General features: G+C 69.8%; 11 protein-coding genes. 6 read left to right on the plus strand and 5 right to left on the minus strand.

Translation table 11 applies throughout. The features are described 5' to 3' along the window. Positions 1-45: 45 nt before the first annotated feature. Together ACGFW6_RS19620 and ACGFW6_RS19625 are read right to left on the minus strand one after the other, a co-directional pair. Positions 46-1,521 (minus strand): NAD-dependent succinate-semialdehyde dehydrogenase, encoded by a 1,476-nt coding sequence (locus ACGFW6_RS19620; protein ID WP_393511021.1) that lies wholly within the window; start codon positions 1,519-1,521, stop codon positions 46-48. A gap of 188 nt (positions 1,522-1,709) precedes the next feature. Continuing rightward, entirely contained in the window at positions 1,710-2,498 is a 789-nt protein-coding gene (locus ACGFW6_RS19625; RefSeq protein ID WP_393511024.1) for an IclR family transcriptional regulator, read from the minus strand. Between the two features lie 230 nt (positions 2,499-2,728). Between ACGFW6_RS19625 and fae the strand changes: the two genes are divergently transcribed. The 5 genes from fae to ACGFW6_RS19650 are packed head-to-tail and all read left to right on the plus strand — an operon-like array spanning position 2,729 to position 8,115. Beyond that, positions 2,729-3,268: a formaldehyde-activating enzyme gene (gene fae, locus ACGFW6_RS19630; RefSeq protein WP_393511027.1), complete on the plus strand. Its 540-nt coding sequence runs from the start codon at positions 2,729-2,731 to the stop codon at positions 3,266-3,268. After that, the gene (locus tag ACGFW6_RS19635) at positions 3,265-4,377 is read left to right on the plus strand and encodes a mandelate racemase/muconate lactonizing enzyme family protein (protein WP_393511030.1); all 1,113 of its coding nucleotides are present in this window, start codon (positions 3,265-3,267) and stop codon (positions 4,375-4,377) included. Before fae ends, ACGFW6_RS19635 begins: the two co-directional genes overlap by 4 nt. Continuing rightward, positions 4,374-5,894, plus strand: a complete 1,521-nt coding sequence (locus ACGFW6_RS19640; RefSeq protein WP_393511033.1) for an aldehyde dehydrogenase — start codon at positions 4,374-4,376, stop codon at positions 5,892-5,894. The genes ACGFW6_RS19635 and ACGFW6_RS19640 overlap by 4 nt, the downstream gene beginning before the upstream one ends. A 60-nt stretch (positions 5,895-5,954) precedes the next feature. After that, the gene (locus ACGFW6_RS19645) at positions 5,955-6,881 is read left to right on the plus strand and encodes an NAD(P)-dependent oxidoreductase (RefSeq protein WP_393511036.1); all 927 of its coding nucleotides are present in this window, start codon (positions 5,955-5,957) and stop codon (positions 6,879-6,881) included. Between the two features lie 55 nt (positions 6,882-6,936). Further along, positions 6,937-8,115 carry an iron-containing alcohol dehydrogenase family protein gene (locus ACGFW6_RS19650; protein WP_393511039.1) on the plus strand — a complete coding sequence of 393 codons (1,179 nt, stop codon included), beginning with the start codon at positions 6,937-6,939 and terminating at the stop codon, positions 8,113-8,115. Positions 8,116-8,631: 516 nt separating this feature from the next. On the opposite strand, the gene ACGFW6_RS19655 is transcribed toward ACGFW6_RS19650, so the two are convergent. Further along, positions 8,632-9,471 (minus strand): SDR family oxidoreductase, encoded by an 840-nt coding sequence (locus tag ACGFW6_RS19655; protein WP_393511042.1) that lies wholly within the window; start codon positions 9,469-9,471, stop codon positions 8,632-8,634. Between the two features lie 1,187 nt (positions 9,472-10,658). Here ACGFW6_RS19655 and ACGFW6_RS19660 point away from each other — a divergent pair. After that, positions 10,659-10,862, plus strand: a complete 204-nt coding sequence (locus ACGFW6_RS19660) for a hypothetical protein (protein ID WP_393511045.1) — start codon at positions 10,659-10,661, stop codon at positions 10,860-10,862. Positions 10,863-11,324: 462 nt separating this feature from the next. Here the strand turns inward: ACGFW6_RS19660 and ACGFW6_RS19665 are convergent, their stop codons facing one another. Both ACGFW6_RS19665 and ACGFW6_RS19670 read right to left on the minus strand, forming a co-directional pair. Then, complete coding sequence (locus tag ACGFW6_RS19665; RefSeq protein WP_393511048.1) at positions 11,325-12,746, minus strand: hypothetical protein; 1,422 nt, start codon at positions 12,744-12,746, stop codon at positions 11,325-11,327. Next, positions 12,740-13,348: a hypothetical protein gene (locus tag ACGFW6_RS19670; protein WP_393511051.1), complete on the minus strand. Its 609-nt coding sequence runs from the start codon at positions 13,346-13,348 to the stop codon at positions 12,740-12,742. The genes ACGFW6_RS19665 and ACGFW6_RS19670 overlap by 7 nt, the downstream gene beginning before the upstream one ends. Positions 13,349-14,250: the final 902 nt, after the last annotated feature.

Raw genomic sequence — 14,250 nt, forward strand, 5'->3', positions numbered from 1 at the left:
GTCCTTGTCGTGAGCGGAGGGAGGGGAGGTGGGTGCGGGGGAAGGTCAGTCGGTCCAGTCCAGGGCGATGTACTGCGTCTCCAGGAAGGCTTCGATGCCTTCGCGGCCGCCTTCCCGGCCCAGTCCTGACTGCTTGACGCCGCCGAAGGGGGCGGCCGGGTCGGACAGCAGGCCGCGGTTGACGCCGACCATGCCGGCCTCCAGACGTTCGGCGAGGCGCAGTGCGCGGCCGACGTCGCGGGAGTAGACGTACGAGGCCAGGCCGTGGACCGTGGCGTTGGCGCGGGCGATCATCTCGTCCTCGTCGGTGAACGTGGTGAGCGGCGCGACCGGTCCGAAGACCTCCTCGTGCAGGATCCGGGCGTCCTCGGGGACGTCGACCAGGACGGTCGCGGGGTGGAAGTGGCCGGGCCCGTCGGGAGTGCCGCCCCGCGCGGCGATGCGGGCGCCGCGGGCGACGGCGTCGTCGACGAGGGAGCGGATCTTGTCGACGGCCCCCCGGTTGATCATCGGCCCGAGGGTGACACCGTCCTCCAGACCGGGTCCGACGCGTACGGCGGCCATGGCGGCGCCGAACTTCTCGGTGAACTCGTCGGCGACGGACGCGTGGACGTAGAAGCGGTTGGCGGCGATGCAGACCTCGCCGCCGCCGCGCATCTTCGCGTCCATCGCACCGCGTACGGCGGCGTCGACGTCGGCGTCCGCGCAGACGACGAAGGGGGCGTTGCCTCCCAGCTCCATGGTGACGTTGACGACGTTCGCGGCGGCCTGCTCCAAGAGCACCTTGCCGGTGGCGGTGGAGCCGGTGAAGGAGAACTTGCGGACCCGTTCGTCGCCGAGCCAGGCCGAGACGACCTCGGGGGCGCGGTCGGTGGGCAGGACGTTCAACAGGCCGTCGGGCAGGCCGGCTTCGGTGAGCAGCGCGGCGACGGCGAGGGCGGTGAGCGGGGTCTCCGGGGCGGGCTTGAGCAGGACGGGGCAGCCGGCCGCGAGGGCCGGGGCGATCTTGCGGGTGGCCATGGCGGCCGGGAAGTTCCAGGGGGTGACGAAGGCGGTGACGCCGACGGGGTGCTTGCGTACGACGTGGCGGAATCCGCCGGCCGGGGCGTCCCCGAAGGACGAGCCGACCCGGACGGCTTCCTCGGCGAACCAGCGGAAGAACTCGGCGGCGTAGCCGACCTCGGCCGCCGCGTCCCGGTACGCCTTGCCGTTCTCCAGGACGATGAGCCGCGCGAGGGTGTCGGTGTGCTCGCGCATCAGCCGGAAGGTGTCGTGCAGGATCTCCGAACGGCGCCGGGGCGGTGTCGCGCGCCAGCCCGCCGCGGCCGATCGTGCGGCGTCGATCGCGGCGCGGGCGTCCGCCTCCCCCGCCGAGGAGACCTCGCGGATCAGGTCTCCGGTGGCCGGGTCGTGGACCGGGTAGGTCCGTGCGTCGGCGGCCGGGAGCCAGTGGCCGCCGAGGAACACATCGCCTTCCGCAAGCGGGGCCTTGGCCAGGAGGTCGATGCCGGCGAGGTTCATGAGCTGCTCTTTTCTCCGTTCCGGACGGGGCTCGTCCGATGCGCGGTGAATTTACGAGCGCGTCATGGGGCGGACAAGACAACTCCGGCGGATCGCAACCGTGGTTGCTGTGAGGGCAACTCACCGATCATGTGCGGCAGTACGGGGGCGCCGTCAGGTGAGTCGGTCGCTGTGACGGTGGTGCGCCCTCAGGTCAGCCGGGCCCGCAGCTGCGGTGTGCGCCGGGGCTCCCAGCCCAGCAGCGACGACACCCGCGCCGCCGCCCGGGCCGTCGTACGCCCCGCGTCGTCGAGACGTTCGCCGAGGCGGGTCTTGGGGGCGGAGATGTTGATGGCCGCGACGACCCGGCCACGGAAGTCGCGCACCGGGGCGGACACCCCGACCAGGCCCTCCTCGAACTCCTCGCTCACCCGGGCGTAGCCCTGCCGTCGGGCGTCCTGGATGAGGGTCCACAGGTCCTGTACGGGCATCTCACCGGTCGTGCCGAAGCGGACGTACAGCTCGTCGGGCGTGGCGTCGGCCAGCAGGACGCGCCCCGCGGACAGCCGCCAGGCGGGCACACCGCGTCCCTCCCAGCCGTGGACGCGGAAGGAGTGCCCGGAGACCGACAGCAGGGTGAGGACCTCGCGGTCGCTGAGGACGCACAGGTGGCTGGTCTCCTCCAGATCCGCGGACAGGGTGTGCATGACGGGTTCGGCCACGCGCACCAGCCGGCTCTCGGAGGTGCGGGCCACCAGGGAGAACAGCCGCCAGCCCAGGCGGTACTCCAGGGTGTCGGGGTCGCGCTCCACGATGCCCTCGGCGGCGAGGGCCTTCAGGGCCCGGGAGACCTGGGTCTTCTCGCGGCCGACCAGCTGTGCGAGGCGTACGACGCCGAGGCCGCCGGCGTTCTGCGCCTCGTCGGAGGCGAGCGCCTCCAGCAGGTCTATGTCACGGCGCAGGCCGTGTCCGCGGGAGGCCGAGGAGGAGTCGGTCACGGGGTCATCGTATGCGCGCTCGCCGGCAAAGGAACCCCCAGGTCAGACCGGAAGTTGTCAGGAGAGCAACCGGCATTTCGATTCCCGCGGGCGCCTTGCGACGGGGTGGCGGCGGACCTAGATTCGCCGCATCGGGCCGGATGAACTGCGAGGTATGCGAGCTTTGCTCCCGCCTCGCCGGATCCCCCGGTCCGCCGCCGCTTCCCGCTCCCGGAGATCCAGGAGATTCCATGCCTTCGCCCTTTGCCCCGACCGCGCTCATCGGCGAGTCCTTCGTCGGCGAGGGCCCCGACGCCGCGCACACGAACATCGTGATCGGACGCAAGGGCGGCCCCGTCGAGACCGCCTGGGCGACGGCGCTGGCCACCCCGAGCGCCGGGCACGTGCCGTTCATGACGGTCGTGCGGCCGTCCGTGCCGGTGAAGCCGCTGACCCTGTTCGTGGCCAAGGCCGCCGCGGAGGGCGAGCTGCACCAGCGGGCCACCTGGGGTGCCGCGCAGGCCGGCCTCGCGCAGGGGGTCGCCGACGCGGTCGACGACGGGCTGATCCCGGCCGAGGAGGCCGACGACCTGCTGATCATCGCCGCGGTGTGGGTCAACCCGGCGGTCGGCGACCTGGACGTCTCCTTCCGCAACCAGCGCGCCGCCGCGTACGGCGCGGTACGGGCCGCCGTGACCGGCACGCCCACCGTCTCCGACGTACAGGCCGCCGCCAAGGAGGGCCCGGCCAACCCGTTCTACACGCCGACCCCCGAGGTGCTCGCCCGATGAAGATCACCGACATCACCCTGGACCGGCTGCGCCTGGAGCTGGACCCGCCGTTCCGCGCCGCCTGGGACCCCGAGCCGCGCCGGACCTTCGACGCGACGATCGTCCGTGTCCACACCGACGAGGGCGTCACCGGCATCGGCTCCGGCGACCTCATGGACGGCTTCGAGACGTACAAGCACCTGTTCGTCGGCGAGGACCCGCTCGACATCACCCGGCACGTCCGGGCCATCGAGACCGCCAACTTCCACGGCGCGCACTACTGGCCCCTGGAGGCCGCGCTGTGGGATGTCATCGGCAAGGTCCACGGCCGCCCGGTGTCGGAACTGTTCGGCAACGCGGCGAAGAAGCTGCCCGCGTACGCCTCCTCCGGGGAGCTGAAGTCCCCCGAGGAGCGCGTCGCCACCGCTCTGAAGGTGCGCGAGGCGGGCTTCCGGGCCATGAAGATCCGGATCGACCGGAACCGGATCGACGAGGGCATCGCCGCGGTGCGTGCCGTGCGCGAGGAGCTCGGCGACGACTTCGAGATCATGGTCGATCTCAACCAGTCCTGGCGGATGGCCGGCGACACGGCGAACGCCTCCGACCTCGCCAGGACCCGCAAGACCATCGCCCGCCTCGCCGAGCTCGACGTGTTCTGGGTCGAGGAGCCGCTGCCGTACGCCGACCTGAACGGCTTCAAGCGGCTGCGCGCGGAGAACCCGGGTGTGCGGATCGCCGCCGGCGAGATGCACCACTCCCCCACCGAGCTGCTGCGCTACCTCGAGGAGGACGCCCTCGACATCTACCAGATGGACGTGGTGCTCGCGATCGGCATGCAGCGCGCCCGCACCCTGGCCGAGCTGGCCCACCTCAAGCACCGCCAGTTCACCCCGCACAGCTGGACCAACGGCATCGGTGTGCTCGCGAACCTGCACGTCGCGGCGGGCGTCGGCGGCGGCCCCTTCTTCGAGTTCCCCTACGACCCGCCCGGCTGGACCCCCGAGCGCCGCGACTTCATGCTCGCCGAGCCGGTCCGGGTGAACGCCGAGGGCGACCTGGAGATCCCGGACCGGCCCGGCCTCGGTGTCGAGCTGGACGAGGACGCGATCGACCGCTGGAGGATCAAGTGACGTACACCATCGCGGAGTTGCTGGCGCGCTCCCACGACGAGTGGCTGGCCGCCGCGGGCAAGCTCTCCTTCGAGACGCGCCTGTTCATCGACGGAGCCTTCACCGACGCCGCCTCCGGTGACAGCTTCACGAGCGTCTCGCCGCGCGACGGCGTCGCGCTGGCCGAGGTGCAGTCCGCGGGCGTCGAGGACGTCGACCGTGCCGTGCGGTCCGCGCGCGCCGCCTTCGAGGACGGACGCTGGCGCGACCTCGCGCCCAGGGAGCGCAAACGGATCCTGCTGCGCTGGGCGGAGCTGATCCGGGCGAACGCCGAGGAACTGGCGCTGCTCGACACGCTGGAGATGGGCAAGCCCATCACCGAGTCGGTCCGCATCGACGTGGACAAGGCCGCCGAGACCATCGCCTGGTACGCCGAGACCCTCGACAAGACCTACGACGAGGTGGCGCCGACGCCCGGCGACGCGCTGGCGCTGATCACCCGGGAGCCGCTGGGCGTCATCGGCGCGGTCGTGCCGTGGAACTACGCGCTGCTGATTGCCAGTTGGAAGCTGGGCCCGGCGCTCGCCACCGGCAACAGCGTCGTCCTCAAGCCCGCCGAGCAGACCTCGCTCGCGGCGCTCCGACTGGCCGCGCTGGCCACCGAGGCGGGGCTGCCCGACGGCGTGTTCAACGTGGCCCCCGGGCGGGGCGAGGTCGCGGGTCAGGCCCTCGGCCGGCACCCGGAGGTCGACAAGATCGCCTTCACCGGCTCGGCGGAGGTGGCCCGGCTCTTCCAGGTGTACGCGGGCGAGTCCAACGGCAAGCAGGTCGCCGTGGAGGCGGGCGGCAAATCGCCGCAGCTGGTGCTGGCCGACGCCGACATCGAGGCCGCCGCGTCCGCCGTGGCGTGGGGGATCTTCTACAACGCGGGGCAGACCTGCAACGCGGGCTCGCGCGTCGTCGTCCACGCGGCGGTGAAGGATGAACTCCTGGACGCCGTGCGGCGGATCACCGCCGAGACCTTCCGCGTCGGGGACCCGCTCGACCCGGCCACCGTGATGGGACCCATCGTCGACGAGGGCCAACTCGCCAAGATCCTGGGCTACATCGAGCGCGGCAAGGCGGACGGGGCGCGGGTCCTGCTGGGCGGCGGGCGCACGCTCACCGGGTCCGGCGGCACCTTCGTCGAGCCGACGGTGCTCGACGGCGTGGACAACACCTCGGTCGTCGGCCAGGAGGAGATCTTCGGCCCGGTGCTGGCCGTCGTGTCGTACGACGGTGGCGTCGACGAAGGCGTACGGCTGGCGAACCAGAGCGACTTCGGGCTCGTCGCCTCCGTCTGGACCCGGGACGTGAAGGTCGCCCACCGCACCGCACGGCGACTGCGGGCCGGCACGGTGTGGATCAACACCTTCGACGCCAGCGATGTCATCACCCCCTTCGGCGGCTTCAAGGCCACCGGCGCGGGCCGCGACAAGTCCCTGCACGCGCTCGACGCGTACACGGCACTCAAGACCACCTGGATCGACCTGGCCTGAACGGCCAACCCCCTCTCACCCGTTCATCCCCCATTTCACCGGTACATAGCGAGGACATCGATGAGGATCGGTTTCATCGGCCTGGGCAACATGGGAAGCCACATGGCCCGCCATTTGATTCACGCGGGCCACCTGGTCACCGTGCACGACTCCCGGCCGGAGGCCGCGGTCGAGCATCTGGCGCTCGGCGCCCGCTGGGCCGACACTCCCGCGGAGTGCGCGGCCGACGCCGAACTGCTGATCACGATGCTGCCGAACCCGCGCATCGTCGAGGAGGTGCTGCTGCGCGGCGGCGCCGCCGGTGCCCTGCCCGAGGGCGCCCTGTGGATCGACATGTCGACCTCCACTCCCGCCGCCGCGGACCGGGTCGCCGCCGAGGTGCTGGACCGGCGCGGAGTGCGCCGCCTCGACGCCCCGGTCAGCGGCATGGCGCACGGCGCCGAGGCCGGGCGGCTGCAGATATTCGTCGGCGGGGCCGCGGACGACTTCCGGATGTGCCTGCCCGTCCTGGAAACCCTGGGCGACCCCGACAAGGTGCTGCACGTGGGCCCGCTCGGCGCCGGCTACACGGTCAAGCTGATGATCAACCTGCTCTGGTTCACCCACCTCGTCGCCACGTCCGAGGTGCTCGCCATGGGCACGAAGGCGGGCGTCGACCTGGGTGTGCTGCGCGGTTCGCTGCTCGCCAGCCCGGCCGCCTCGCACTTCCTGGAGCACGACGTGCTGTCGGTGCTGGTCGAGGGCGACTACGACGACTCCTTCGCCATGGCCCTGGCCTGCAAGGACCTCTCACTCGCCGTCGACCTCGGCCGCGACGTGGGCGTGTCCACCGAGCTGTCCGCCCTCGTGGAGCAGATCTTCCGCCGCTCCCGGGCGCAACACGGCGACCTGGCCGGGGAGATGAGCCCGGTCCGGCTGTACGAGGCCCTGGCCGGACGCGAGTTCCGCCTCCCCCGTCCGGAGGAGGCCCTGCTCAGCACCGTCTGATCCACCGGACCGTCTCCCCTCCCCCTTCCCGCCGCGTTTCCAGGAGCCGCACGCCATGGGCGAGTCCCTCACCAGCCAGCCGGCCAGCACCAACGGGCTGACCATCGATCCCACCTGCCGTATCGAGTTCGGCCCCGGCCGCGTCGCACACCTCGCGGAGCTGATCTCCTCCCTGGGCATGGACCGCGCGTTCGTGGTCACCGACCGCGGACTGCGGGCCGCCGGCATCGTCGACCAGGTGCTCAAGGTCCTGGACGCGGCGGGCCTGGAGCACGGGGTGTACGACGGGGTGGGCGCCAACCCGTCCACGGGCAACGTCGACGAGGGGGCCGCCCGGGCGCGTGCCTTCGGTCCTGCGGTCGTCGTGGCCCTGGGCGGCGGCTCGGTCCTCGACGCCGCGAAGGGCATCTCGCTGCTGGTCGGCAACGGGGACGCGGCGGCGGCCGACGCGGACGCCTTGTGGGAGGCGCTCGACGGCCTGCCGCTGATCGCGATCCCCACCACCTCGGGCACGGGTGCCGAGACCAACGGCTTCGGCGTCATCGAGGACACCGTCGCCTGCCGCAAGGTCTACCTCGGCCACCCGTCGGTCAAGCCGCGGATCGCGCTCCTGGACCCGGAGCTCACCCTCGGCCTGCCGGCCCGGATCACGGCCGCCACCGGCATCGACGCCCTCGTGCACGGCATCGAGTCCCTGGCCTCGCGCGGCGCCAACCCCGTCTCGGTGGCGTACGCGACGCAGGCGGTCGACATGGTCGGGCGCTGGCTGCCGGTCGCCCACCGCGACGGCTCGGACCTGGAGGCGCGTGCGCAACTGATGTTCGGCGCCCACCTGGCGGGCCAGGCACTGACCATCTCCGGTCTCGGCCTCGTCCACGGCATCGGGCACGCCCTGACGGCGCACACCGGCACCCCGCACGGGGTCGCGCTCGCCGCCGTCCTGGAGGAGGTCCTGGAGTTCAGCGCCCCCGACGCGCGGGAGGCCTACGAGCGGACCGCCCGCGCGCTGCGCCTGGACCCGCCCGCCGACGGCGACTGGGCACGCGCGGCGATCGAAGCGGTCCGCGGGATCTCCGGCGAACTCGGCATCAAGCAGCCCCTGCGCGAACTCGGCGTCCGCCCGGACCTGTTGGCACCGATCGCCGCCGGCGCGCTCGCGGACGCCGTGACCCGCAACGCGCCGCGCCGGCCCACCGAGCAGGACATCCTCGGGATCCTCGAAGCGGCCTTCTAGGCCGCGAGGCCCGCGCCCGAGGGCGCGCGGGAACAACGGAAAAGGCCGTATCGGCAGTGCCGATACGGCCTTTGACTTGCTGCTTCACAAGTCGGGACGACAGGATTTGAACCTGCGACCCCTTGACCCCCAGTCAGGGGAACCGTGAGCGGCATGCGATGGGTCGTTCTTCGAGGTCGGTGTTCAGCGTACTCGGCCGAGTAAAGGAGTCTGAGCACTCAGGCCTCCGCCGGACCTCCTCGTCGCCCCAAGAGCCAGCAAGCCGGAACATGTGTCGGGAGTTGTGCCACAACGACCCTCCGCCGGCGACGAGTTCAGCGATCATGTCCGACGACAATCCAGTGATCCGCATTGCGCCACGATCAATTGACGTGCGCCCAGCCCCATCAGGCACTGTTCAACGAGCTGCCTGGACACTGCGCCACGGCCAACCGTGCACCAGGTCATGTGGGCAACCGGCAGGGCGAGGGTCGTAGGCCATGCCCATCTTCTACCAGTCCTTCTGCGCACCTCTGTTCACATGCGGTGGTCTTCTCCATTCATCGGGCGGGCATCCTCCGGGGCCCCGATCCAGCGGCTGATCTCGATGTCGGCGGACGTGTCCCGCAGCAGCGTGGGCGCGATCACCAGTTCCTCGACGACCGTCCGCTGCGGGAGCGAGGCGCACAGCAGCACGGCTCGCGCCACGTCCTCCGGCTGCACCATGGCCGCCCGCTTCTCCTCGCTCGGCGGGGCGGCGCGGCTGTCCAGGATCGGTGTGTTCACCTCACCGGGCAGGATGCAGGTGGCGCGGATGAGGTCGTTGCGGAAGGTGTTGTGCAGATACGTCATGAAGTTGCGCACGCCCGCCTTGGCCGCGCCGTACGGTGCGCCGCCCAGGAGGGTGGGCCGCACCGCCGCGAGTGAGGACACCGTGATAATCGAGCCGCCGCCGTGCTCCAGCATGTCCGGAAGCACGGCCTGGGTGAGCAGGTATACGGCGGTGAGGTTGACGCCCATGACGTTGTTCCACTCCTCCTCGCTGATCCAGCGGACGTCCACGACCTTGCTCGCGCCGCCCGCGTTGTTGACGAGGATGTCGACGGACCCAGCCACCTCTCGCGTCCAGGCGACGAGCTCGCGGACTTCGCCGCCGTTCTCGACGTGCGTGGAGTGGGTGAAGGCCCTGCCGCCGGCCTTCTCGATCACTGCGGCGACCTCGTCGAGGATGTGCTGCCTGCGTCCGACGAGAACCACCCTCGCCCCCTCCCCCGCCAGCAACAGCGCCGTTTCCCGGCCGATGCCGGTACCCGCGCCGGTGATCAGCGCGGTCTTTCCATCGAGGGTTCCCATCCGCTTTCCGTCGACGTGCGCCATCCGTCTCAGCCCTCCCAGCTGTGGGCGCGCCATACGCCCTCAGGGGTGAGGATGCCCTCGCGAGGTCGGCGAGAATGGCTTCCCGGCCGCAGATCTCCACGGCTTGCTGCCGCTCTTCACGGACCGGTCGAGGGCTGACCCGCGACGTGTTCGCCGGCTTGAAGGACTGGTCCGCCCACCTCGCCGGACGAGGGTCGGAATGGCAGGCGGTGGCGCTGGAGGACATCGCCGGGTTCGTGGCCTGGCTGCCGCCGCAGGCCCGGGACGGGAAGGTCGCGGTGCTGCCCACGATGGAACACCAACGAACCTCTCGGTCCCATCCAGGGCGAGCTGCTAAGGCCTGTTCTGAGTGAGATCAGCGAGGACCTGCTGCTCAGCCACCCCACCGTCGCCCAGTGCCACGGCCTTCGGCCGCCAGGACGAGGACGCGGCCGAACACGTCCACGCTGCCGTGGTATCGCCCCCGGCCACCGCCCTCACGAAGAGAACTCCAGGACTACGTCACGACCCGCAAAGGCCACCTCTACGCCCCGGCTGCCCTCCCTGCCCCTGACGGCGGCGGGCAAGCCGGACCGCCGCGCGCTGGGCGACCTCACTCAAGACCGGCTCGCTGCTCGCTGATCGGCGGGCAGCGGGACAGAGACTCCGCCGAGCTCGGCTCAGAGTCCAAGGACGGTGTCCGGCAGGCTGTTGGCGTCGATGGCGAACGCCACTCTCACCGCACTTCACAACAGCAACTCACGCTCCCTGGGGGCAACACCCAAAATGCCGTCCACAATCGCGCAAAGGTGCGGCTCTTCTACATGGAAGTGCTGAGCAGCCAGAACGCTGATCGGGGCGTGGACGCGACGGTGCTCGGCAAGTTGTCGCGCGGCTGACGTCGGGACCGGTCCCGGAGACACGGCCATAGCATCAGTGATGCGGGTTCGCTATTCGACGAGTTGACGGAGCGGGATGGAAGGTGTCGGGGTCCACGTCGAGCTGGTGAGGCCGGGCGGCCGGTGGAAGCGCCGACGGGCCGTGCGACGGCTCGCGAAGCTGCACACGCCGGCCTCGGTCCGGGCTCTTGCGCTCATTGCGGTGTCCCACTTGGTGTCCTACAGGGACCACATGGTCGCGGACATGGCGCGGACAGCATTCACCGCCTTGGCGAACAGCCCCTGGTGGATGCGGCCTGCGATGCGCTGTTGGAGACCGGCGATCCATGGCTCGCCCGTCTGGTCAAGGAGGCCGGCTACCGGCATTCGGATGGTCCACGTGACGCGGTGGTGTCGTTCCTGACCGGCGACGACATGCTCCGCTCCCGTCTGGCCGAACGCGCCCGCGACGAGACGTGCCTGGAGTGGGTACGGGCGGTCGTGGGTGGACGGCAGGCCAGTTTGCCGCGGTGAACGATGGGGATTGGTCCGCCATCGCCCGGATTCTCCGCGCGACGAAGCGATGGGAGTTCCTGTGGCGGCTGGCGTTCGCGGCACCGCCGACCTGGGGAGCGCCGATCGTCCGCATGCTGGACAGGGCGGGATGGACGCCTGCCGACCCCGTTGAGAGTCGCGCGCTCCGCGAGTTGAGCGCCCTCACCCGCGCGAGCCGGGCGGTACTGGACTGCGGATGGGTTCCGGCCGATGCGACCCGGTTGTCCGGAGTCGAGGGCAGCGTGCGGAGCCTGGTGGTGCCCCCGGACGGCTCCCGTGCGTGTGTCGGCACCGGCCGCGGAGTGCGCCTGTGGGCGCTGCGCCCCCTTGACCCCCAAGCCTGAATCGCCGCAATCAAGTCGGCGCCTGCGTCGATTAGTTCATACGGCGCGAGCAGGCCGAACTCGCCGACGGAACCACGCAAGTCCCGGCTCTACGGCATTAGCCGTCGAAGAGATCCGCTTGCTCCCAACGAGCTGGAGCCGGCTCGCCCGAGTCGAGCAAGTTCTCAAGTTGTGCCGCTTCCTCGGCGTCCAAGCCCAGGACCAGCCGAAGAGTTGTCCCCAGCAGTTCGGTATACGGAACGAGTGCCCTCGCTCCCGGCGGGCTGGCGGTCCTGCTGACAAAATTGCACCGCAGAGGAATGCGGGTAGGGGTGAGGGCCTGCGCTTCGACCACACCCTCCTCCTGTCCCAACGCGGCACTGATCCCGTCGAGTTGCGGATCATGGGTGACGTCCTCGCCCGGGGCGTCGTAACCGATGCTGCGGTTGGTCATCAGCATCCGGATTGACGTCAGGGGGATGGCGAACCTGGCGGCCCGCTCCCGGACCTCAGCCAACAGGGGCGCCTCGTACTCCTCTGGAGCATCGAGATCCTTACGGCTGGCGGCCAGGAAGGCCACGAATCCGGGGCCGCGTAGACCGAGATGCCCACCGTCGATGACCCAGCGCCACGCACCACCAGCCCTCACCGTCTCCGGTTCGACCACCATGCACACGTGTCCCTTCCACGCCTGCACTGCGCTGCGCATCAACCGTTGAAGGTTGGGGGTGTCCGTGATGTCGCTTCGCAGCAGCGTCTTGGCGTCCACGAGCGGTCGGATGCGACGCCAGAAGGCCTCATCCGTGATCTCCGGAGAGGAGAGGAGCAAGCTCAGCGAGGTCTCGTCGAGGGAGGTCTGGTGGGGCACATTGGCCGGGAACTCGGACAACGACCGGCCGCTGCCCTGCCACATGGCCGCCATCAGCGTGGACATGCGGCGCGACACATCAGGCACGGTGTGGCGTGAGACTTCTGAGAGAGCCAGGCGAGTGGGGTCGGCTTGGCCCTCGCGCGCCGCCTCCACGCCCGAGCCGACCATTTGCAGGAAGCGCTCCACCTGACGCTCCCCCATGATGCCGCGACCGCCTTCGACGATCGCGTCAGACGCCAGAGCGGTCGGCGTCCGCGTAGGGGTACGCGTGGGCAGTGCACCGAGTCCGGAGGGATCGAGGACAAGGGTGTGATGCTCCTCGGCGATGGTTTCCAACTGGTCTCGTGAAGGCCCGGATCCGAGGTGGGCAAGTGGCACTACCAGCGGCTGCTGGTCAGGTTCGAAGAGCTGAACATCCGATGCCAGGAGTTCCGGATCAGAGGACGCGCGAAGGTAGACGCGCCGTTCGGACTTCCGGGTGCCGGAGCTCCACGTCATCAGCAGGTCCGGAACGTAGGTGTGGTTGAAGAAGTCTGTCCGCACGATCCGCGCGGTTGGGTAAACGTCCAGAAGACGCCGCTGAACCACATCCTTGACACGCTCGACCGCTTGCCGCGGATCAGGGTGGTCGAGAGCGCTGTCGATCTCCGGCGCCACCGGCGTCACCATGACGACCTCCCCTGGCTGTTGTAGAAGTTGGCGACGACTCCACGCCAGTCGTCCAGCGGGACCAGCTTCTCCTGCTTCTCTGACATCACGACCAGCCAGAGCCGCTCGGACAAGTCCTCCACCAGCTCGTCCTTGATCGACTCGGCAGCCGCTTCCGGATCCTCGATGCCGAAGATCCGCAGCGACTCAGCAAGCACGGCCTCGCGGATCATCTGAGGGCTGGTGAGCAGATCCCAGTCTTTGGCTCGGAAGGGCGCCCAACTGATCCACATGTAGTGGTCTCCGAGCATGTACTCCTGGCTCAGTGCCACGTAGCACTTGGCCAGGAAACTCTTGTATGCGGGACCCTGGTCGCTCGCGTTCTTCCGCCACTTCACCTCGGCGCAGAACATCTGACCGTCCCATTCGCCGCCCCGCATCACCCCGCCGAGGTCGTACGAGAAGGGGTTTTCGTTCCCATTCGGCCACCGCAGGGTGAGCTTCCTTGCCCACGCACCATCGATGTTGGTGTATGACTGCGACACGCGCATGGTGCCTTCGAGCCACCGCTTGACCCGCTGCACCGCCTCGGCGCCCTTCACGTGCTCTTCTTCACCCGGCACGGCGCAAGAGTATCTTTACGCACTAGTCCCGATACAGAGTGCGAGGATTCTGGCAGCTATTCACAGGTGACCATTGGCAGCGTTTCGGCTGCGATCCTTTCAGCACCGCGAGGGCACGGCACTCATTCAAACGAGAGTCCCACGCACCATTTCCGCCTCAAACGTCATCGCCCAGCCCACCGCTCGGGCCGGTGCGGACTCCAGCCCTTCAGATACGGCTCGAGCTCATCCGGCGTCGGATCACGCGGAGTCGGCATGCCCAGAGGACGCCGTAGTGGCAGTACGCCTCCGGCTGGCCTTCCCGGCCAGGCATCCAGCCCGGCCCCGGCAGCAACTGCCGAATGGCCGCCCACTCCACGTCCGTCGTATCCGTCGGATAGCGCGGCTGCCCGGACTCGTTGTCGGCAGCGTTTTCGAACTGGTGAGCCAGACAGTCACACTCCCGGGCGATCGAGCTGGACTGCCCGGCCCTCGACGCGGAACACTGCGGCACCAGGGCCCTCCTGCTGCTCAGTGAGTTCGACACCAACGAGCTGTTTAGGAGGCCCTACTCGTTTGCTCCCAGCGCCTCGCGACCACCCAATCGGGACTACCGTTCGACGCACATCTCTCAAGATCTCAAAGACAACACCTACTTACTCAGCCGAATGAGGAGGTCTGTGCGCTACGCCCTCTGGCGCTTGCGCCGACGTGCCTCAGCCGAGAGTCGGGCGAGTCTGAGCATGTACGCGGTCCTCGCGCTCTGCGCCATCTGCTTGCGGACGTCTGGGGGCAACTTCCCTTCCGGGTCTACCTGGCGTTCGAACCGGCCCAGGAACGCCGTCGTACCGGGAGCCGTGCGTGCAGTGCGATCAGTGGTGTTTGCCCAGGACGCATGCGCGGCTGCCCTTGCCTGGTAGCTC

The organism is Streptomyces sp. Y7, from assembly GCF_043195415.1.
Classification (GTDB): Bacteria; Actinomycetota; Actinomycetes; order Streptomycetales; family Streptomycetaceae; genus Streptomyces.

Bases quoted from the DNA above. Each gene is read 5' to 3' on its own strand.
- ACGFW6_RS19620 (WP_393511021.1), bottom strand. From the start codon at position 1,521: ATGAACCTCGCCGGCATCGACCTCCTGGCCAAGGCCCCGCTTGCGGAA.
- fae (WP_393511027.1), top strand. From the start codon at position 2,729: ATGCCTTCGCCCTTTGCCCCGACCGCGCTCATCGGCGAGTCCTTCGTC.
- ACGFW6_RS19635 (WP_393511030.1), top strand. From the start codon at position 3,265: ATGAAGATCACCGACATCACCCTGGACCGGCTGCGCCTGGAGCTGGAC.
- ACGFW6_RS19645 (WP_393511036.1), top strand. From the start codon at position 5,955: ATGAGGATCGGTTTCATCGGCCTGGGCAACATGGGAAGCCACATGGCC.
- ACGFW6_RS19650 (WP_393511039.1), top strand. From the start codon at position 6,937: ATGGGCGAGTCCCTCACCAGCCAGCCGGCCAGCACCAACGGGCTGACC.
- ACGFW6_RS19655 (WP_393511042.1), bottom strand. From the start codon at position 9,471: ATGGCGCACGTCGACGGAAAGCGGATGGGAACCCTCGATGGAAAGACC.
- ACGFW6_RS19665 (WP_393511048.1), bottom strand. From the start codon at position 12,746: ATGGTGACGCCGGTGGCGCCGGAGATCGACAGCGCTCTCGACCACCCT.